Below are 20569 nucleotides of genomic sequence, written 5' to 3' on the forward strand. Positions count from 1 at the left end.
GGTCCATCGCCAAACCAAGAATGCATACCTCGCAATCATTGCAATTGCATCGCCACTTTCCACCTGGCCTGCCATCGCTCGATTCTGCGTTCGCACTTACGCATTTCGTACACCCGGCAACCGTCAACTGTACGGAATGGTACAGAGAAGCCTCGAAATAACCCCCATTTGCGCACATTTCCTTTTGGCCTCGCAATTGCAAAGTAGAGCGCGTGGCTTATCGAACTGTCCTTTCCATCCTTCTTTCGGTTTCCTGCGCCGCAGTCCTCGCGCAGCAGCCAACGAACGCCGAAACGCATTCCACAGACGCAACCCAGCTGTCCTTCCTCGAAACCTCCCCCACCATTTCATCAGCACCATCCGAACCCCTCACACTGACCGAAGCTCTGGCGATGGGCCAGCAGAATAGCCCCCGCCTGCGCGCCGCCCGCAGCGTTGTCGAACGCACATCGGGTGCGGTCCAAACCGCCCGAGCTTACAGCAATCCTCAAGTGCAATATCTGGGTGGAGACGTGCGCGCTCGAGACGTGGCCAATCCCGCGGTCCCGGGCATCACGCAGCACTTCTCGATCTCACAGACCGTAGAAATCCCTTCCGAGCGCGCGGCACGCCTCGGCGTTGCCAGGAACTACGAGTCCGCCAGCCGCCTCCGTGCGGCGGCAGAAGAATTAGCCCTCACCGCCGACATTAAGCGCGCCTTCTACAACGCTCTCCGCAGCAAGGAAGAGGTCCATCTCGCTCAGGGCAATCTGACGCTTGTCGAAGACCTCCGCCGCCGCGTGGAAGTCGAGTTTCAGGTTGGCGAAAAAGGCCGCCTCGAACTCACCCGCGCCGAAGCCGAACTCGCCCGCGCTCGCTTCGCCGTCCGCAGTTCACAGCTCGCACTGGCAAATTCAATCGCTGTGCTACGTGCCGTCATGGGTGCTCCGGCCGATGCAGTCTTCGACCCCACCGGCGACCTGGAAACACCCCTCCCCCTCCCCCCACTCACCGAGACCCGCGAACTCGTCCTGCGCACAAATCCGCAGCTTGCTGAAGCGAAGAGCGTCGTTTCAGCGAATCAGACCGCTATCGAGCATGAGAAGGCTCTGCGTCTCCCCCGGCCCGACTTCTACGGGGAGTACGAGCGGCAGCCGGACCAGACCTTCTGGCGGATCGGCGTCACTGTCCCGCTGCCTGTTTTCGATAAGCGCCGAGGCCAGATCACCGAAGCGACCGCGATCGCTCATGAAGCCGCAGCCATTCGGGACCAGCGCCGCATCGAGCTGATTTCGTCTCTCGAACGCGCGTACAACCAGTACCAGCTCGCCGACCAGCAAGCCACCGCACTCGAATCTGGCTCCATGCACGAGGCCGAAAGCGCCGTCGAGGCCGCTAAGTCCGCTTATCGCTTTGGCGAGCGCGGCATCGTCGAAGTCCTCGATGCGCAGCGTGTCCTGCAAAGCGTTCGCGGCGATCTGCTCGGCGCCCGCTTCGCCCGCCAGTCAGCGCTCGTCGATTTAGAACAACTCGGAGTCGTCATTCCCGGAGGAAGACCTTGATCCCTGCACGCCATCGTTTCTCGCGCAACACCCGATCCTATATCGCAGCAATCTGTCTGAGCACCGTCTTCCTCGCAGCCGGCTGCAAGAAGAAGTCCGTCCAAGCCGCAGCCACGCCTGACAACAATCCGGAGGAGATCAAGCTCACTCCCGATGTCTCGTTCCAACTGAAGATCGGCGAACCTCAACGCCGCGAAGTAGCCGCCAAGGTCGAGGTCGCCGCCCGTATCGACACCGACGCCAGCCAGCTTGCCCGCGTAGGATCACCTGTTGCCGGACGCATCACACGGTTGCTCGCACTTGAAGGCCAGCACGTCAGACGCGGCGCGGCCCTAGCCACGTTGCACAGCACGGACCTCTCCGACACCCAGTTCTCCTTCATCAAGGCCTACTCGCAGGAGAAGCTGGCAGAGCAAGCCACCGACCGCGCCGAGCAGCTCGTCAAGGCCGATGTTATCGGTCGAGCCGAACTCGAACGTCGCCGCGCCGAGCTCTTGCAGGCCAGTGCCGAAGTAGCCGCATTCGGCACTCAGCTTCGCGGCCTTGGCATGTCGGAAGCATCCCTGGCCGAACTCAAAAAGAATCGTCAGCTCAACGCCGACTACCCTGTGCTCTCGTCGATCTCTGGCACCATCCTCGAACGCAAAGTGACGCTGGGCCAGATCGTTCAACCCGCTGGACTTGCCTTTCTCGTTGCCGATCTCTCCACAGTCTGGGTGCTCGCTGACGTTCCCGAAGAACACGCAGCGCACCTGCACAAAGGCATGCAGGTCAAGGTACACATTCCCGCGTTGCCCAACGAAGTCATCCAGGGCCAGCTAGCCTACGTCTCCCCCATCGTCGACCCAGCCACGCGTACAGTGCAGGTTCGCATGGATCTGCACAACCCCCAGGGCCTGTACAAACCCGCCATGTTGGCCGCGATGACCTTCTTCGATGCCAGCGAGCCGAAGATCACTGTACCCGCTACGGCAGTCGTGCGCGAGGACAACAAGGATCACGTCTTCGTGCAGCTTGAGCCGAACCACTTCATCCTCCGCGAAGTCACCCTCGGCGCGGAAGACGCGGACGACCGCGTACTCGAAAGCGGCGTAAAGCCCGGTGAAAAGATCGTTCTCGACGGCGCCTTCCACCTCAACAATCAGCGCAAGCAGAACGCTATTCGCGGGGGGAAATAGCCCATGTTGCCAGCCATCGTTCACGCCGCTCTCAAGCACCGCCTCATCCTCGTTGTGGTCGCCGTAGTCATGTGCGGCTTCGGCTTTAACGCCGCGCAGCATCTCTCGGTTGACGCCTTCCCCGATGTGACAAACGTTCAGGTCCAGATCGCAACCGAAGCCCCCGGCAAGAGCCCCGAAGAAGTCGAGCGCTTCATCACCATCCCCGTCGAAATCGCCATGACTGGCCTGCCCGGCATGACCGACATGCGCTCCCTCAACAAGCCCGGCCTCTCACTCATCACGCTGGTATTCGAAGACGGCCGCAACCTATACCTCGAACGCCAGATGGTCTCAGAGCGCCTGAGTGAGCTGCGCGACCGCATGCCCGAGGGTGTCATGCCCATCCTCGGCCCTATCACCAACGCGCTTGGCGAGGTCTACCAATACACGCTCGAAACACCATCCGACGGCAAGCGCCCGCTCACGCGCGAAGAGCTCATGGAGCGCCGCACCATCCAGGACTGGGTCGTTCGCCCGCTGCTCCGCTCGATCCCCGGCGTGGCCGAAATCAACTCCACTGGCGGCTACGTCAAGCAGTATGAAACCCTCGTCGATCCCCAAAAACTCCGCTACTACAACCTCGCCATTCAGGACGTGCGCAACGCCCTTGCCCGCAACAACGCCAATTCCGGGGGCGGCATCCTGCCGCAACATGACGAGCAATATCTCATCCGCTCTGTCGGACTTCTTCGCGGAGTAGACGACATCCGCAACATCGTTCTCAAAGAGTCAAGCGCCACGCCCGTCTACATTCGCGACGTAGCGGAAGTGCGCATCGGCAATGAAGTCCGCTATGGCGCCATGATCAAAAACGGCTACACCGAGGCCGTTGGCGGCGTGGTCCTCATGACCTCTGGCGGCAATGCCAAGGAGATCGTAGGTCGCGTGAAGGAGCGCGTCGCAGAGATCAACAGCGAACACATGATCCCCGGCGGCCTGCAGATCAAGCCTTACTATGACCGGTCGAAACTCGTCGATGCGGCGATCCACACTGTCACGGAAGTACTCGGCGAAGGCATCATCTTCGTAATCATCGTCCTTGTGCTCTTCCTAGGAGACATCCGCTCCAGCCTCATCGTCTGCGCCACATTGGTGCTCACACCTTTGCTGACGTTCCTGGTGATGAACTCGGTCAACCTGTCCGCGAACCTTATGTCACTCGGTGGCCTGGCCATCGCCATCGGACTCATGGTCGATGGCTCGGTAGTGATTGTCGAAAACGTCTTTGCCAAGCTCAGTCATGCGCGTCATAGCGGCCATGAAGTCAAGACCCCAGCACAACGCATCAAGCTTGTCTTTGACTCCGTGAAGGAAGTCGCAACGCCTGTCGTCTTCGGCGTCACCATCATCATCGTTGTCTTCCTTCCGCTTATGACCCTCGAAGGCATGGAAGGCAAAATGTTCGCGCCGCTCGCATACACCATCGCCATCGCTCTCGGCATCTCGCTGATCCTTTCGCTCACACTCTCGCCGGTCCTCTCTTCCTACCTGCTCAAGGGTGGTTCGGAGAAGGATACTTTTCTCGTTCGCTGGCTGCGCCGCCCCTATGACGCGCTGCTGCACTGGGCGCTCACGCATCGGTTCATCACTGTCGGTTCTGTTGTCTCTTTGTTTATCTTTGCTCTCTGCCTCTTCCCTTTCCTCGGCACAGCCTTCATCCCTGAGATGGCCGAAGGCACGCTCTCCCCCAACGCCGACCGCGTCCCCAACATCTCCCTCGATGAATCGCTGTCGATGGAGATGGCCATGCAAAAGATCATGCTCAAATCGCAAGGCGTTGAAAGCGTCGTCTCCCGCATCGGGCGCGGCGAGTCTCCCGCCGACCCGGCTGGTCCCAATGAAGCCGATGTGCTCGCAACACTCACACCCTATGATGAGCGCCCATCGAGTCTCACGCAGGACAAGATCGCCGAAGACATGCGCAAGAACCTCGCGTCTATCCCAGGCGTGAACCTGGTCATGTCTCAACCCATCTCCGATCGCGTCGATGAGATGGTCTCGGGCGTTCGTGCCGATGTCGCCGTCATGCTCTACGGTGAAGATCTTGATGTACTTGTTGAGAAGGCCAACGCAATCGCCAAGGTCGCCTCACAGGTGCGTGGTACGCAGGACACACGCGTTGATCGCGTCGGCGGCCAACAGTACCTCAACATAGAGATAGACCGAAACGCCATCGCCCGTTATGGCCTCAACGCCGCCGATGTCAACGAAGTCATCGAGACCGCCATCGCTGGGAAAACTGCGACCGACATCTACGAGGGCGAACGCCGCTTTCAGGCCGTAGTCCGCCTGCCTCAGAATCTGCGCGATAGCGTGCCCGACATTCGGGATCTTCAGATCAGTTCACCCGACGGCCCACGCGTGCCTCTGGAAGACCTCGCTAAGGTGAAAGTGCAGGAAGGCCCGGCGCTCATCAATCGCAGCATGGCCAAGCGCCGCATCGTCGTCGGCATTAACGTACTAGACCGCGACCTGGGCGGCTTCGTCGCAGAGCTAAAGCAGAAGGTCAAGCAGCAGGTACCATTGCCCGCTGGATACACCATCGAGTGGGGCGGCCAGTTCCACAACATGGAGCGTGCGCTTCATCACCTCATGATCATCGTGCCTATCACGATCGCAGCCATCTTCTTCCTGCTCTTTATTCTCTTCAACTCCGTGCGGTTTGCCGCGCTCATCATCACTGTACTTCCGCTAGCATCGATCGGTGGCGTGCTTGGCCTTTTCCTATCTGGCGAATACCTGTCAGTACCAGCATCGGTCGGCTTTATCGCGCTATGGGGAATTGCGGTGCTCAACGGTGTAGTACTCGTCTCCTATATCCGTAAGCTGCGCAACGAAGGCCTCTCGCAAGCGGAAGCCATCCGCGAAGGCGCTCGTCTGCGCTTCCGCCCGGTCATGATGACAGCAACAGTAGCGGCGCTGGGCCTGGTTCCATTCCTCTTCGCCAACGGTCCCGGCTCAGAGATTCAGCGGCCTCTGGCCATCGTCGTCATCGGCGGCCTGCTCACGTCAACACTATTGACTCTTGTGCTAATCCCAGTCGTCTACGGCTTCTTTGAAGGCAACGCGACCTACTGGCGCAAGGCTGACGGTGTGGAGCATCACAACGAAGAAGAGCTAGTCCACCAGCCGTAGCTAGAAGCCCAAGGCAAGGGTGAGGACAGTAATATCGTCTTCCTGCCCAAACCCCTGCGCTGCTGCCGCAATCTCCGCCGCTGGCAGCAGAGTCAGCTCAGCCAGCCGGTCAAAACCATACAACTCGCCATCAAGTGCACGAGCCTCAGGTACGCCATCTGAAAGCACCACTAGCCGATCATCCGTTCCTAGACTGCCTGAGACTAGTTCGTAATGCTGGTCCGGCACAAGGCCCAACGGCAAAGCAGGTGCAGTCTCCACCTCGCGCCCTGAGAGATACGGAGCGATATGACCTGCATTGGCCAGTAGAAATTCTCCGTTCAGGGACAGCCGGATACAGCAAGCCGTCGTGAACCCTAACTGGCCTTCAACGATAAGCGCATTATTCAACGCCGCAAGAATTGTGCTGGGATCATGCGAAGTCTCACGGCGCAGCACGCCTAGAATCATCGCCACGCGCATCGCTGCCGTAAGCCCTTTACCCGATACATCCCCGACAATCGCAGTCAGCGAACCATCCGGCGCCGACGACACAAAGAAAAAATCCCCGCCCACCTCGCTTGCCGGCACATAGACCGACTCCACGCGAAACCCCGGCGTCGGTCGCGAAGCGCTCTGCAAGAGCAGATTTTGCACGGTACTGGCCGCATGCAGCTCTGCCGCAAACGCAGCGCGTGCCTGCGCCGTCTCCACCATCTCCGCGCATAGCAGCGCATTGGCAATTGCCGCCGCAGTCTGCAGCGCAATCGTATTCAGCAGCTTCAGATTGGCCGCTGAATACGATGCTCCCGGTTCGTTACTTGCCATCGCAATGACACCCACCGTTCGCTGACCGGAGCGCAGTGGTGCACACATCAGCGCACTCAAATGACACTCCGATGAGAGTACCCGTGGGTCATTGGCGCAATCATTCACGATCTCTGCCACACCACGTTCGAGCACTGAAGTCGCAAAGCGCGAATCGGGCGTCAACGCGCAGATATCCCCGAAGGACGCAGCCTGGACCAGCGGTGCATCTGCCGTCTCCATCACCAGAATGCAGCCCGCCGTCGCAGAGATCAGCCGCTGCGCCTGTTCCAATGCTGACTGGCTTACCGTCGAGTAGTGCAGGAGTGCCGAGAGCTGCTCCGAGAGCTGCTCAATCAAATGCATCTCGCGATAGAGATGCAGCACCTCAGAGCCCAGCGCCTTGCTCTCGGACTCCTTCGCCGCCATCCGTGCAAGGAGCAGTGCGATTGCGCTCGCGGCGCTCTCCGGCCCATCTACGTAGCCAAGGATGGCATCTTCAAATTCAACTGGAACTCGCACTGCATTCGTCGAAGAAGAATCTCCGAGCAGCACCTTATCCGAAGCGTCACGAATAGAAACACTGCCACCTGTCGCAGCAAGCATTGCAGTCAGTGCCGGCAGGTTGCCGGAACGCACACTGAGCAATGCTTTGAGGGAAACGGCAGGCATAGCTTTTTATCGTCCCGGCGCCGCGATGCCCAGCACAGAGCGCGCCTTCGCCACCAGCGCGTCGGGATCGAACGGCTTGGTCATGTAAAGATCCGCGCCTACTTCCGTGCCGCGCTGCCGGTCGAACTCCTGCCCCTTAGCCGTCAGCAGAATGATGTGAATATGGCTTAATCCCAGTTCATGCTTAACCGCATTACAGACATCAAAGCCATTCTTCTTCGGCATCATCACATCAAGGAACACAAGGTTCGGTTCCTCCTCGCGAATCGTCGCCAACGCCTCTTCGCCATTGCTGGCCGTGAACAGTTCAACGCCATCGTCTTCGAGCTCTTCCAGGGTCTGCTGGATCAGCATGCGCAAGTGTGGTTCATCGTCAACGATCAGTATCTTCATCGGTCTCACTGGTATATGAGGAACAGAACGTTCTCCATCCCTTTCTCGAAGCGCAACGCTCGCACCGCTTCGTCATTCGAAAGCAAAGAGCTCAAAATAATGATGTCCGGCTTGGAATTGACGGCTCGTGAAACAAGCTCCGAGCCATTCGATTCGACAACCTGATAGCCGCGTGTTTCAAGCACATCGGCCAGCGTCCGGACGGTCGAAGCATCCTCGTCCACCACCATCACCTTCTTGCGCGACTTGCCCTGCCCGAGCAGCGTATCTACCTCGTGAAAAAGCGAAGCCGTATCGATCGGCTTGGTCAGATAGCGGTCCACACCGAGGCGGAAACCGCGCTCTTTATCCTCGACAATCGAGAGAATGATGATCGGAATGTCCATCGTGGCCGGATCGTTCTTCAAGACCGCCGCCACATCGAACCCATTCATCTCCGGCATCATTACATCCAGAATCACCAGCCCCGGTGTCTCCTCGCGAATCAGCGTCAGCGCCTTGCGCCCATCCTCCGCCAGACGCACCGTGTAGCCAGCCTCGGTCAACTCCTGCTGCAAGAGCGATCGGATATTCGAGTCATCATCGACCACCAGCACTGACTTGTCACGCGGCTGATGCGTGGCAACCTTATCGCGTAATTGCCGCACCAGCGCCTCAAGATCGACCGAATGCCGCACCGGCAGCAAATCAAGTTGTCCCGAAGGCCCAAGCACCGGCAGCGTGAATGAGAACGTGCTGCCCTGCCCCACTTCGCTCTCAACCCAGATGCGCCCGCCGTGATACTCCACAATCTCCTTGCAGATCGGCAGCCCGAGCCCTGTGCCCTTTGGCTTGTCCGTCAACGTGTCGCCGACCTGCTTGAACTTCTCAAAGACCTTCGGCTGATCGGCCAGCGCAATGCCAATGCCCGAGTCCATCACGCTTACCACCAACTCGCTGTCGCGTTTGTAGGCCGAGCAAGTAATTGACCCCGCATCGGTGAACTTCACCGAGTTTGAAATCAGGTTGATCACTACTTGAATCAGCCGGTCCTGATCCCCGGTAATCTCCGGCAGATCCGGCGCAACATCCGTCACCAGCTTTAGCTTCTTTGCCTCGAACAGCGACGACGTAGCCGAAGTTGCACGGTCGATCACCTCAGCCACCGAGACACTGCCCATGTTCCAGGTGAACTTACCGGCTTCAATCTTTGCCAGATCCAGCACATCATCAATCAGCTTGGTCAGCCGCTCACCCTCGCTAACCACGACGCCCAGGTTTTCGATCACCTGCTGCTTGGCCCGCGCAACAGTCCGATCCTCTTCAGGAATCAGCGGGAACAGCCGCTCTTCCAGCCGCCTGCGAATAATCTTGGCAAAGCCCAGCACCGAAGTCAGCGGTGTTCGCAGCTCATGACTCACCGTCGATAAGAACGAGCTCTTCGCCGCATCGGCCTCTTCCGCCGCAGCCCGCGCAGCGCTTGCTTCTTCAAACAGCCGCGCATTGTGGAAGGCCACACCGACCGCCGACGCAATCGTAGAAAGCAGCCGCTCGTCTGCCTCCGTGAACCGCCCTTCCTGGTCAGTCGATTGCACGCTGATCACGCCAATCACCTGCCCTCCCGAGGGGATCGGTACTCCCAGGAACGAGGCTGTCAGCTTGCCGATCTGCTCAATGCCCAGCCGCTCGCGATTGCGCTCCATATCTTCGTTGATCAGGAGAGACTGCCCGGTACGGATGATCTGCGAAGTCCATCCCGACCCATACGGCCGTGAAGGCGCCTCTTCCCCAAAGGTATAGGGGAAATGCAGCATCATCGTCGCCCTGTCCAGCAACGAAACATACGCAATGGGCGCGCGGAAAACATCCCTCACCTGGTCGCCCACAAGCTGAATCAACCTGTCCCGATCCAGTTGCGTCGCCAGCGCCTGCGTGATGCGGTTCACCGTCGCCAGTTCCGCAGCCCGCTCGCGAACCTTGTGCTCCTGTTCGTTGATCGTCAGGTAAGCATTCGCATTGTCGAGAGCAATCGTCGTATACGCCGCCAGGTTTTCGAGCAGGCTCAAATGCCGCTCCGTATAAGCATTCTTCCTGAAGCTCTGAATGCTCAGTACTCCCAACACGCGCTCCTGCGCCACCAACGGCAGGTAAATAATCGACGCCGGGGGCTGCGCGACGCTGCCATCCTCAAGCCTCCCTCCGGTATGCGCGTACACCGGAATGTACTTCGCGTACTCCGCATCCACATCGTTCAGCAGGATCGGCAACCGATGATCGATGCACCACACCGCAAACTGATTCTTATCCTCGGTGCTGCGCGTATACGGCGCATAACGCTGCCCGTTCTCAATCGCCAGCGAATACTCGATCAGCTTCTTCTCCGGCCTGTACAAGCCCACGCCAAAGATGCTTGCGTCCACGATCTGATTGACCCGCTCATACAGCTTGAAGAGGATCGTATTCAGATCGAGTGACGCTGTAATCTCCTTGCCAATCTCGCTCAGCAGCTCGATCGAATCCTTCTGCGCCGTGATCTCCGCAGCCTGCGCGCGGATCTCCTCCGTGCGCTCGTTCACTGTAGCTTCAAGAGCCTTCGCCTGATCCTCCAGATCCTGTGTCCTGCGCTTCGATTGCGCCCGCTCATAGCGAACAATCAGCCTCCACGCAAAGACCCCCAGCAGCAGAAGCAAAACAGCATAAGCAACATAGGCGAGCGTGGTCCGGTACCAAGGCGCAAGAATCGTAAAAGAGTACTCCGCTTCGTTCCCCGCGCGTCCATCATCCGTTCGCGAACGCACCCGGAAGCGGTAGCTCCCCGGCCCAAGACCGCTGTAGTTCGCCTCCTTCTGCGTTCCCCAGGGCGACCAATCGCTGTCCGCGCCCTCCAGCATGTACTGGTAGCTTGTGCCTGTCAGGTTGTCGAAGGTCAGTGCCGCAAACTGAAACCGGATCGCATCCGTTCCCGCAGCCAATTGCGGATTCATCGCCGAAGGAACCGCGAAGTCTCCCAGGACTACCTTCGACCCCGCCACTACCTGCCTTACCAGCGTCGGCAGCGGCGGCGGCGCGGCCACCGTTGAGCGCGGTGCCAGTCGGATCAGCTGATCGCCCGAAGCCCAGATCGCGCCGCTCGGGTCAAAGCGTATATACCCTACACGGTAGCGGCTCAAGCCACGATACGTGTTCTCATCTACCCGCCAGGATCCGTCCGGTTGCCGGCGAAACTGGCCGATCCGCCGGCCATCCGCCGCATCCGTAACCGACCAAAAGCTGTCTTTATCCCCCGGAATGAGGGAAACCGATGCGTCGGGAGCATCCACCGGCAGCAGGAACCGGTTATCCACCACAAACTTGTGACCCGCCTTGTCCCATCGATATATATTCTTCGACCGGTTCATCGTGACAAAGACGTGTCCGTCGATGAACTCCGCATCCGAAGAGCCGTCGGGCAGTCCTGCATTGTGCGAAAGATACTCGAACCGGGACTGCGCAAAATGGTCCTTATCCGGCTCCACTCGCAGAACAGTCCCGTCTTGGCCGCTCGCCCAGACCACTCCGTCCCCATCTTCGATCACATTCTTCGCTTCGTAAGCAGCCTTCGGGAGCACGCCCTCGTCCTCCCACGCATGGCCGTTCCACCGGATCGCGCTCAGACCTTCGCTATGCCCAACAAATGCCCTGCCCGGCGTCTTGCTGGATGGAAAAGAAACGAAAGAGGGCGAGGAGCCGCCCTTCGGATTCGGCAAGACGGGAACGAGCTTATCCATTTCCACTCGCACGAGCCCATCGCTGGTCGCCGCCAACAACTGGTCTGGTATTGTGCCGCCGAGATCCTTATACGGCGTAAAACTGAAGACCTGCGCCACCGCCGGATAAGGGATCGGAACCGGACGGCCTGTCTTCGGATCGGTCTTCAACCGCGCCACAGCATTCAGGCTGCCGCTCGCCGCAGCGTAGATCGACCCCTGGAACGGGATCGAATCATTGACCGCGTAGCGCAGAAAAACCGAAATCGGCGAGTCGATATCCACCCGCGAGATCCCATCGAGTGTACCCAGCCAAAGCGCACCCTCTCGATCCTGATAGGCGCTCAGAGCATTCCCATTGGTCAGCCCGGTACTCTCGTCAATCGTCTGGCGTACTTTGCCGTCATGGTCCAGAATCACCGCGCCGCCCGTCAGGGTCGTAATGGCCAAACTCCCATCCGCTAACAAACGGGAGCTGTACGCAGAATGTTCCTTAAGATAGGCATCGGCTCCGGTGACAAAGGGCGTGGCTTTCTGCCCGTCATACAGGCTCACCAGGCCGCCTCGATGCGTGATCAGGAGGCGGCTGTCGTCATAAGGCAGAATATACGCGCGGATATAGCCCCGGAACGCCTCCCCACCAGGCAAGCTATGAAGCTCATCCCCTACCAGTTCCTGTAGACCTACTCCGTCCTGGATCAAATAAAGATGTCCGTGGACCTCACCGATGCCCTGGAACTTGGAGCCCGGCGCGGGAGCCCAAACGCGCATCTGCTTTCCGTCCCAGCGCATCAGTCTCTCGTAGGAGCGAAAGTAGATCCCCTGCGGTGTGATCAGTGTCTGCCATATGCTGCCTAAATGCCGCTCCTCCGCCGGCAGCTTGTCCACGAGGGAAACATAGTGCAACGCCCCAATGGCATCGGGCTCGAGATAGCCGAAGTTCGGCTCACCACCCACCCAGATACGCCCATTCTCATCCACCGCCATCGAACGAACCGCATCGGTCGGGATGAAGACCTTGCGCCAGGTGACACCGTCGTATTCCAGAATGATGCCGCCCGAGGCGCCGAAATACATCACGCCGCGATTGTCCTGCACCACACTCCAGAACTGGTTTCCGGTGCCAAAATCCTTGATGGTGTAGCTCTGCACCACCGGCATCCCATTCAGCGCGCCCTGCGTTGTAGCGGCGTGGGAAGCGGCGGACGCCTGGACTGTCGCAGGAATCGTCCCGGCAAGCGGCAGTGTGGCCAGCAGGACTCCCGGCAACAGGCATAGGTTTACACAGCGGCGAACGAACGTACCTTGAACCAAGGACACACCCAGATTGCGAAAAATAGGAAGCAGAGGAAGCCCGCAAACAAGGAAAAGAAGAAGACACCCGGATGCTAACACCCAGCATTTTCAGCGCGCAAGAAAACAAAAGTATTGAGCGATAAATCGCCACACATTTTCCTCAAGAGAAGAATGCGGTGACCTCACCTTCAACCCGCAGTTGTCTTTCCAGCGAAGGTGCACAGTGTACGGCGACAGCTGCCTATGGTCCGTCAAAAGCCTTAGCGAACCGCCCTTACCTCGCATCTCGATCAGAACGCTTCAGGACCGGAGAATGACTCTTCCGTTTCGTCTTCTGACCTGCGATTCCATTATCGAGAACAGGATCCGATAGACGCCCGTGCCGCTACCTCGGCAAGAAGACGAGGTTGACGGTGGTCTCGACTTCGACTGGCATGTCGTTCAGCAGATAGGGCCGGTATGACCATTGTCGAACAGCATTCAATGCGGATTGCTGCAGCAACGTAGGGCCGCTGATAACGCGTGGCGATTCCACAAGTCCCGCCGCGGTTATCGTGGCGCCAAGAATGACCGTGCCGGAGACACGCTTTTTGATCGCCTCGGACGGATAGACCGGACCAATCCTGGTCTTCAGCAGGCCAACCGCTACACCAGCGGAGACTTTGACTCTGCGTGTTTCTCCGGCGGCGCAGCGCGGCAACTGAAGCCCTGCGGCTTGACCTTCTAGATTCGAAGATGAGGCTTGGGCCCCTCGCGCTTGACATGCCTTGTCGCGCGTTTTCGCCAACTCGATAATCGCCTGCCTGACCTCTACTCCGATGGTAGGGCCCTCATCCCAGACCTGATGAGCTCGGAGGTGTGCGCCAATGGCACACTCGACATACCCCTTCTCTTCCGCAACCAATCGACCTGCTGAGTTAGTGCTTGGCGTCCTGTCAAATGCGGTGAGGTATTGATCGCGAGTTCCCCAGTTTTCTGCTAATCCTTTCTTCAGGACAAGGATGGCACGATCCAATTCCAGCGCAAGGGCCGTAGGGTCTACTCCTGCTACCGCATTCGGCGAATGCTGCGGCATTGTCTTGGAGACTAGAGTACTTCTAGCCTGAGAACGTGAGCAGCTGGCGGAGAGGATGAGGCAACTCGCGAGAAGCGCGTTCGGACGCAGCATTTCTATCTCCGTAAGAAATATGCGGACCCGACTGGAGCCCTGACATCTTAGACACCGCAAACGGAAACGAGTGCTGCTGCAATCGAGATGAGAATAGCCATTGCTTTTTCACTCGTGTGATCGGTACTTGAATTACAAGGCTTCTCCTGACGAGGCTTCTCCAGTCAACTGTGAGGATCACCTATGATCTCAGTCGCTCTCATTGAGGAGGTATTTGGGGAACTGGAGCAGTCCCCGGACTGCCCGGCACAGCGAACGGCGCAAATGGCTTCTCGCCGGATTTCGGTGCGGCTGCGCTCGGATTCATGATGTCCGCCGGAGTCACCGTCGCCCGTGCCGTGTCATACGCATTGCGCAGCGCGAAGAACGCCGGCGTTGGCACGTAATCATCATCGAAAGGCAGTGGCCTCTGTCGCGCACCATCCGCACGCTGCGTCCACGGCTGCTTGATCTGGTTCAGCCACGTGTATCGATCGGTGATGCCCCATGTCAGCACCGCTTTCACGTTCGGCTCGCGAAGCAGCAAATCGAGATAGCTCCTATAAACATCGGCCACCGCAGTATCCTGCAATTCTGGTCCTCCAGGCAGAGCATGCGTATTCACGTCCATCTCGGTGATGTAGACCTCCAATCCCATCTCCGCCGCAGAGCGAATCAGGCTCACGATTCCCGTCCCTGCTCGCGGCCCGTTCGCCTGCAGATGACTCTGAATGCCGATCGCGTGAATTGGAACTCCCCGCGCGTGCAGCCGTCTGACCAGCAACAGTACCTGCGCCCGCTTGGCCGTCTGCTCCGGAGTATCCAGCTCGATGTCGTAATCGTTGTAGGTCAGCTTTGCCCGCGGGTCGGGCTTGGCCGCTGTCGTAAACGCAAGCTCGATATATTCCGGCCCAATCAGGTTCAGCCAGGGCGACTTGCGCAGCCCGTCCGCTCGGCCATCCGGCACGTGAACCGCCTCATTCACAACATCCCAGCTATGCACGCGGCCCGCATAGCGTCCAGCCACAGTCTGAATATGCTGAGTCAACAAATCCCGCGCATTGTCGCGTGTCGCAGTCGCCTGAAACCACGACGGCAACTGCTCATGCCAGCAAAGATTGTGCCCGCGAACCAGTTGGCCATTCCGCCCGGCAAAATCGAAGAGACGATCCGCAGCTGAAAATTCGAATGTCGTAGGAGAAGGCCGCATGCTCGCCCACTTCATCGCGTTCTCAGCTACTAGAATGCCGGACTGCTCAATGACCGTCCGCGTGTATAGGTCGTCTGTCGCGGGCGACAGATCCAGCCGCTCCGGCACCACCGCGCAACCGGTCAGTAGCCCAACCGCGGAAGCATGCGCCCTCAGAGAATTCACGCCGTTCACCGCCGCCGGTCCATCTGCCTTAGCCTGCTTGTCTTTCTTAGAAAAAGCCCAGACGGGGAGCGATGAGCACACCACCGCAGCCGAGCCAGCCACAGCCGCCATCCGGACCATTTCCCGCCGGGTCCATTTTCGAGACTGCCCCATCGAATCCGCCTCCCGGACTGCTCAGGATTACTCAGGACTTACGCCGTCCAGCTTGCACCACCCGAACATCGCGCTCCACCCGGCCCGTCCAGGAAAGAAAATCCAACAGCTCCCACTTGGACTCCCACACGAACTTGAAGATTTCGCGCGCACCCAGCGTTTCCGCCTTCTTGCCGGAAAAAGTCTCGATACGCCACTTCAGGTACTCGCTCCTCCAAGGGGTCAGCCGGTTCCCACGGGTGGCATTCCAGATAAATCGCAGCGGCGCAAACATGCTTTCGTCCCTCTTCCAGAAGTATAGTGCGAAGCGAACGAGACACGTCCTGCGATGACGCCGAGACCAAAGGTCACAATTTCTCCAAATTCAAGACGAGGATTGCGCAACGTCGCACGCTGATTGCAACGTGTGCCACGCGGATTGCGCAAGGTGACAGGAGGATTGCGCGTATCCGACCAGATATTGCGCGGAAGTTCCGGCGTCAACAATGGCCATATCTTTCTTCGCGCATCTACAGCTTGTCGAAGAGGCTTCCAGATCCAAGCGCCGAAATCACGCTGATCAAGGCCTTTTGCTGCGACTGCGTCAGCGAGAGTTGCGTCGAAATGGCAGGAAGATCTGCCTGCATCAAGTTCGTCTGAACCGTCGTCAGTTGCAGCGATTCCGCTTTCGCCGCGCCGGAAGCAGCATTCAGCCGAGAAATCGAGTTATCGATCGCCACCCGCTGCTGCCCGATGTAGTTAAGGGCAGTGTTCAGCGCCGCCGTGTCCCCTACACCACTGCCCTGTGTGCCACTGGCATAGTCGGCAATCAGACTGTTCAAGGCTGCAAGCACGTTCGAGGAAGGTGCCGTAAATACCTGATTCCCTGGCACATTCAACTCGACTGTCTGGCCGTTCGGAGCCGTCAGCGTATTCACGTTGCTGTCGCCGTTATAGGTCACTGTGGCCGGTGTCGTAGTGTTATCAATGGTGAACGGCGGCGCCGCCGTCTGGCTGCCGCCGAAGATGTATTGCCCCTGATAGTTGGTGTTGGCCAGCGACAGAACTTCGTCCCGCAGTCCCGCAATCTCGCTCGATATCGACTTCAAATCACTGGAGCTAAGCGTCCCGTTGTTGGCCTGCGTAGCCAGCGCGATGGCCTGATTCAACTGGTCCACGACGCTTCCCAACGCGGAATCCGTAACTTGCAGATGTCCCTGCGTCAGGCTCGTTGTCTGAGTAAACGAGTCGTCACGCTGGATCTGATTCAAAAGCTGCACATTCTGAGCCGCCGCCACAGGATCCTGCCCGATAGACGTTACCCGGACGCCGCTCGACAATTCCTCGGTCAACTGCTGCTGAGTCACCTGCGTCCGATCCAAGGGACCAGCCAGATTCACCACAAAAAACGGGTCCACGCGCATAGAATTTCCTCTTCCGGCGAAGATTAGGGCTTCGTCGCAGTCATGCCACTGAGGTTTCGACGCCTAGGTTCAGAGCCGATGCGTAAATGCTGTTGAGGATCGTAAACACCTGAGAAGCAGCCTGATACGAGCGCTGAAACTCCTGTAGATTGCTCGCTTCCTCATTCAGGCTAACCGCCGATAGCGAGTCGCGCTGCGTCTGCAACTGGCTGACTGAGGCCGTCAGAGCCGTGTTCTGAATGGTCGTCTCAGAGACAGTAGCGCCTAGTGTGCTGACTAGGTTGGAGTAAAAGTCGGAGGGCGTCTGACCGTTAATGATCGCCTGGGTGGCAAGGCTCGCAGCAGTAACAGAGTTTGTATTGTCACCCGTTCCCTGCCCTAGCGCAGCCGCGGAAATCTTGTTTGGATCGTTCATAACCACTTGCATACTTAACGCGCTGCCCGCAACCTGTGTGGGAGCACTGAAAATATCTCCGGCATTGCCGTTATCTCCAACCAGATCCGTCCCAGCGTTGTTGGTGGTCTGCGCCGGCTCCATGTTCCAGACAGCATCCAAAAGCTCGACCCGTGAAATGCACTGACCGCGATGTAGAACCAGATGCTCCAGCAGGGCAAACTCCTTGTTCGTGAGTGAAACCAGCTCTCCCGCCCGTCGAACGGTGTGGTCCAGCCGGTCAAGTTCGAGATCTGCAACACGCAGCATCAATTTCGCCTCTCTCTTGCGGCGTAATAAGGCGCGGCACCTCGCCCGCAACTCATGCAGGCTGAAGGGTTTGATCATCAGGTCGTCGGCGCCTAGATCCAGGCAACGGATGCGGGTGTTGACCTCCTGTCTTCCGGTCAGGATCAGCACCGGCGACTGCGCGTCGACTGAGCGCATTTCGGCTAATGCTTGTTCGCCGTCCTTCACTGGAAGATTCAGGTCCAGGATGGTCAGGTCAGGCAGCTCAGCCCGAAATACCTCCACAGCTTCGGCACCATCCATGGCGCAGCGCACGCGGTGCCCCTCCGCTTCCAGTCCACGTGTGAGAAACATGGCCAGCGCCCGATCGTCTTCCGCGATTAGTAGCCTCATAGCTCTCTTCCCTCGGTAGGTGCCTCATGTACTTAAAGCTTGCTGAAACGGCGAATCCGGGTGTCGTGAATCAACGTTCCCGCTTAAAGCGTTCCAACTCAAGACAAATGTGAAGAGAAGAAAGAGGATCTTCCGAGATTGGGATTCCCTTACAAAATTTCCCAAAAGAGATGGAGAGTGCCCTCTTCGCTAGTCAGGGCCATTGGAGGGGCAAACAATTTAGCCAACTCACTATTGTGCGGGGAGGAGAACGGAGAGCGAAAATAATTCTGGCAATTTCGCTTTTCATTCGCTAGAATGCGCGCATGGCTGTCACTCGAAGACAAAAAGAGGTTCTCGACTTCCTGGAGTCGTTCGTTAACCGCAACGGCTATTCACCCTCCTTTGAAGAGATTGCGCGAGGACTGGAATTGAAGTCCCTTGCGACCGTTCACAAGCACATCACCAATCTCGAAAAGAAGGGTCTGCTCGACCGCGTCCACAACCGCAGCCGGTCGATCGACGTGGTGCCGGTCGGCACACGTACACGCACCAGCGAGCGCCTTCCCATGATGGGCCGGATCGCTGCCGGTCTGCCAGTCGAGGCCGCCGAAAACGTGGAAAGCATCTCCCTGCATGACGTTGTCGGCAACAAAGACGTCTTTGCACTGGAAGTGCGTGGGGATTCGATGCGGGATGAGCACATCATCAGTGGAGACTACGTGCTGGTTGAGCGTACCAGGACGGCTCGCCAGGGGGAGATCGTAGTGGCGTTGGTTCGCGGATCAGAAACCACTCTGAAACGCTTTTACCTGGAGGGTGGCCAAGTGCGGCTGCAGCCGGCCAATCTGGAAATGGATCCTATCTTCGTCCCCGCAGCGCAGGTAGCCATCCAGGGCCGCGTGCTAGGCGTATTGCGCCGATACCGCTAGCGGTATCGCCTGATGCAAGACAAAAAGCGGCCCGGCAGGAGTGCCGGACCGCTTTGATTTTTAATGTCGGCGGCGCCCGTCAGTTGACAGCAGCAGGAGACAGCGCCAATACACGATTGATCTTCTCTTCGATCACTTCGCGAGGCACATAGCCCACGATCTGGTCAGCCACTTTACCACCCTTGAAGATCAAGAGAGCCGGGATTCCGCGGATTCCGTACCGGGAAGGTGTAGCGCCATTTTGATCGACGTTGACTTTTGCAACTTTAATCTTGCCCGCGTAGGACGCAGCAATATCGTCGACGATCGGGGCAATGGCCTTACAGGGACCGCACCATACTGCCCAGAAATCGACCAATACGGGCTGCTCCGACTGGAGCACGTCCTGATCGAAGGTTGCATCACTTACTTCAAATACTCCGGTTCCTGCCATGTGTCTCCTCGCGATTCCGACGTTTTGAGATACCTTCTACGCCAGTCTAACCGCACTTGCCACTCCATAAGATGCAAAACCTGGAAGGAAGTCGCAAAGTAGGAAACGCAAGTCGTCTTCCCGTCGCCGAAAGGGAAGAATTCAACGAAATTGCACAGACATGAAAAAGCGCCCGGATCCCATAAAGGAATCTCGGGCGCTAGAGCAGCCCTCCCCCAGAACTGCCCACACGGTGAATCTAGGTTTTCGTCCAGGGAAATGCAAGAAATCTTAGGTAATGCAAAAAGTAATCCCCAAAGAGTCGGCCTTAGCTCCGAGTTTGGCCGTGAAGTTTGCACCAAAGTTTGAAACTTGATGTGTAAGGCGCAGTTAAGTGCTTGTGCAATTGAATGTTTACCGTTCCTGAACTGCTGCAGCGCCCTCTGTCGCAAAAGGGACCACGAGGACCTCCGCTGTCTCCCGTCCAGCTAACGAGGAATGAACTGCCGAAGTTGCCTCATCTGCCGCGGCCTCTGACGCAAGTACCAACAAGACCGACGGACCAGCTCCGCTCAGGGCCACTCCAAGAATTCCGTGATTGCCTGCCAAGGGTAGAAGGAGGGGAAGGAGCGGGCAAATCTCGGCGCGATACGGCTGATGAATCCGGTCAGCCATCGCCGGTCGCAAGAGGTCCCCCCGGCCATGGGCGAAGGCCAGGCCGAGCAGCGATGCAGCCTGGATATTTGCCACGGCGTCCGCTCGGGAATATTCCTTAGGAAGCACTGCGCGGGCTTTGCTGGTTGCCAGAGGATTGGCTGGAATCACGACCATCGCTCGCCAATCGGCAGGAGCATCGACGCGCGCAACATGAATCTGGTCGCCCTCGATCGCTGCAACCACCATCCCACCCAACCAGCAGGCCGCCGCATTGTCTGGATGCCCTTCGAGCTTGCAAGCTTCAGCGAGAATGCGCTCGTTTGACCAATCAAGTTCACCGAAGTGGTTCGCCATCGCCACAGCCGCCAGAATCCCGGCCGCAGAAGAACCACAACCCATTCCAAGAGGGATCTGGTTCACCATGCGGACCGTCAACGGCGAAACAGCACGGCCTTCGCGCTTAAGAATGGAGCTATATGTCTGGAGAATCAGGTTGTCTTCAAGCCTTGAACATAGCTCCGAATTTCTTCCCGAAGCGAGGATCGAGAACTCTGAGGCAACTTCCGCCTCGATTTCGAGATAGAAACCCATGGCGACAGCAGCGGTGTCGAAAGCTGCTCCCAGGTTGGCAGAAGTAGCAGGCAGGCGAAGTCGAAAGGCGTTCACAG

Annotated in this window: 14 protein-coding genes; 4 read left to right on the plus strand and 10 right to left on the minus strand. The window is 58.3% G+C overall.

Going from position 1 to position 20569, the window contains the following annotated elements:
• Positions 1-212: 212 nt before the first annotated feature.
• Genes AC5S27_RS13030 through AC5S27_RS13040 form a run of 3 tightly spaced genes read left to right on the plus strand, consistent with a single transcriptional unit; the run spans position 213 to position 5896 of the window.
• Positions 213-1541, plus strand: a complete 1329-nt coding sequence (locus AC5S27_RS13030) for a TolC family protein (RefSeq protein WP_493934989.1) — start codon at positions 213-215, stop codon at positions 1539-1541.
• Complete coding sequence (locus tag AC5S27_RS13035) at positions 1538-2719, plus strand: efflux RND transporter periplasmic adaptor subunit (protein ID WP_493934990.1); 1182 nt, start codon at positions 1538-1540, stop codon at positions 2717-2719. The genes AC5S27_RS13030 and AC5S27_RS13035 overlap by 4 nt, the downstream gene beginning before the upstream one ends.
• A 3-nt stretch (positions 2720-2722) precedes the next feature.
• Positions 2723-5896 carry an efflux RND transporter permease subunit gene (locus AC5S27_RS13040; protein WP_493934991.1) on the plus strand — a complete coding sequence of 1058 codons (3174 nt, stop codon included), beginning with the start codon at positions 2723-2725 and terminating at the stop codon, positions 5894-5896.
• Here the strand turns inward: AC5S27_RS13040 and AC5S27_RS13045 are convergent, their stop codons facing one another.
• From AC5S27_RS13045 to AC5S27_RS13080, 8 genes are all read right to left on the minus strand, one after another.
• The gene (locus AC5S27_RS13045; protein WP_493934992.1) at positions 5897-7354 is read right to left on the minus strand and encodes a GAF domain-containing SpoIIE family protein phosphatase; all 1458 of its coding nucleotides are present in this window, start codon (positions 7352-7354) and stop codon (positions 5897-5899) included.
• A 6-nt stretch (positions 7355-7360) separates the two neighbouring features.
• Positions 7361-7747 carry a response regulator transcription factor gene (locus AC5S27_RS13050; RefSeq protein WP_493934993.1) on the minus strand — a complete coding sequence of 129 codons (387 nt, stop codon included), beginning with the start codon at positions 7745-7747 and terminating at the stop codon, positions 7361-7363.
• 5 nt (positions 7748-7752) lie between these two features.
• Positions 7753-12792 carry a GAF domain-containing protein gene (locus tag AC5S27_RS13055; RefSeq protein WP_493934994.1) on the minus strand — a complete coding sequence of 1680 codons (5040 nt, stop codon included), beginning with the start codon at positions 12790-12792 and terminating at the stop codon, positions 7753-7755.
• A gap of 361 nt (positions 12793-13153) precedes the next feature.
• A complete protein-coding gene (locus AC5S27_RS13060; RefSeq protein WP_493934995.1) occupies positions 13154-13936 on the minus strand; it encodes an energy transducer TonB in 783 nt (260 codons plus the stop codon).
• Positions 13937-14135: 199 nt separating this feature from the next.
• The gene (locus AC5S27_RS13065; protein WP_493934996.1) at positions 14136-15401 is read right to left on the minus strand and encodes an endo-1,4-beta-xylanase; all 1266 of its coding nucleotides are present in this window, start codon (positions 15399-15401) and stop codon (positions 14136-14138) included.
• Positions 15402-15474: 73 nt separating this feature from the next.
• The gene (locus AC5S27_RS13070; protein WP_493934997.1) at positions 15475-15717 is read right to left on the minus strand and encodes a hypothetical protein; all 243 of its coding nucleotides are present in this window, start codon (positions 15715-15717) and stop codon (positions 15475-15477) included.
• Between the two features lie 235 nt (positions 15718-15952).
• On the minus strand, positions 15953-16846 hold the full coding sequence (gene flgL, locus AC5S27_RS13075) for a flagellar hook-associated protein FlgL (protein WP_493934998.1): 894 nt from the start codon (positions 16844-16846) through the stop codon (positions 15953-15955).
• Positions 16847-16886: 40 nt separating this feature from the next.
• Complete coding sequence (locus tag AC5S27_RS13080; protein WP_493934999.1) at positions 16887-17921, minus strand: response regulator transcription factor; 1035 nt, start codon at positions 17919-17921, stop codon at positions 16887-16889.
• 305 nt (positions 17922-18226) lie between these two features.
• Here AC5S27_RS13080 and lexA point away from each other — a divergent pair, with 305 nt between their 5' ends.
• Positions 18227-18832, plus strand: coding sequence for a transcriptional repressor LexA (gene lexA / locus AC5S27_RS13085; RefSeq protein ID WP_493935000.1), 606 nt, complete (start codon positions 18227-18229; stop codon positions 18830-18832).
• Between the two features lie 79 nt (positions 18833-18911).
• Here lexA and trxA read toward each other — a convergent pair whose 3' ends face one another.
• Positions 18912-19265: a thioredoxin gene (trxA, locus tag AC5S27_RS13090; protein ID WP_493935001.1), complete on the minus strand. Its 354-nt coding sequence runs from the start codon at positions 19263-19265 to the stop codon at positions 18912-18914.
• Positions 19266-19658: 393 nt separating this feature from the next.
• Positions 19659-20567, minus strand: coding sequence for a homoserine kinase (gene thrB, locus AC5S27_RS13095; protein ID WP_493935002.1), 909 nt, complete (start codon positions 20565-20567; stop codon positions 19659-19661).
• Positions 20568-20569: the final 2 nt, after the last annotated feature.

It is taken from the genome of Acidicapsa borealis (assembly GCF_059115245.1).

Bases quoted from the DNA above. Each gene is read 5' to 3' on its own strand.
- AC5S27_RS13040 (WP_493934991.1), top strand. From the start codon at position 2,723: ATGTTGCCAGCCATCGTTCACGCCGCTCTCAAGCACCGCCTCATCCTC.
- AC5S27_RS13045 (WP_493934992.1), bottom strand. From the start codon at position 7,354: ATGCCTGCCGTTTCCCTCAAAGCATTGCTCAGTGTGCGTTCCGGCAAC.
- AC5S27_RS13050 (WP_493934993.1), bottom strand. From the start codon at position 7,747: ATGAAGATACTGATCGTTGACGATGAACCACACTTGCGCATGCTGATC.
- AC5S27_RS13060 (WP_493934995.1), bottom strand. From the start codon at position 13,936: ATGCTGCGTCCGAACGCGCTTCTCGCGAGTTGCCTCATCCTCTCCGCC.
- AC5S27_RS13065 (WP_493934996.1), bottom strand. From the start codon at position 15,401: ATGGCGGCTGTGGCTGGCTCGGCTGCGGTGGTGTGCTCATCGCTCCCC.
- AC5S27_RS13070 (WP_493934997.1), bottom strand. From the start codon at position 15,717: ATGTTTGCGCCGCTGCGATTTATCTGGAATGCCACCCGTGGGAACCGG.
- flgL (WP_493934998.1), bottom strand. From the start codon at position 16,846: ATGCGCGTGGACCCGTTTTTTGTGGTGAATCTGGCTGGTCCCTTGGAT.
- AC5S27_RS13080 (WP_493934999.1), bottom strand. From the start codon at position 17,921: ATGAGGCTACTAATCGCGGAAGACGATCGGGCGCTGGCCATGTTTCTC.
- lexA (WP_493935000.1), top strand. From the start codon at position 18,227: ATGGCTGTCACTCGAAGACAAAAAGAGGTTCTCGACTTCCTGGAGTCG.
- trxA (WP_493935001.1), bottom strand. From the start codon at position 19,265: ATGGCAGGAACCGGAGTATTTGAAGTAAGTGATGCAACCTTCGATCAG.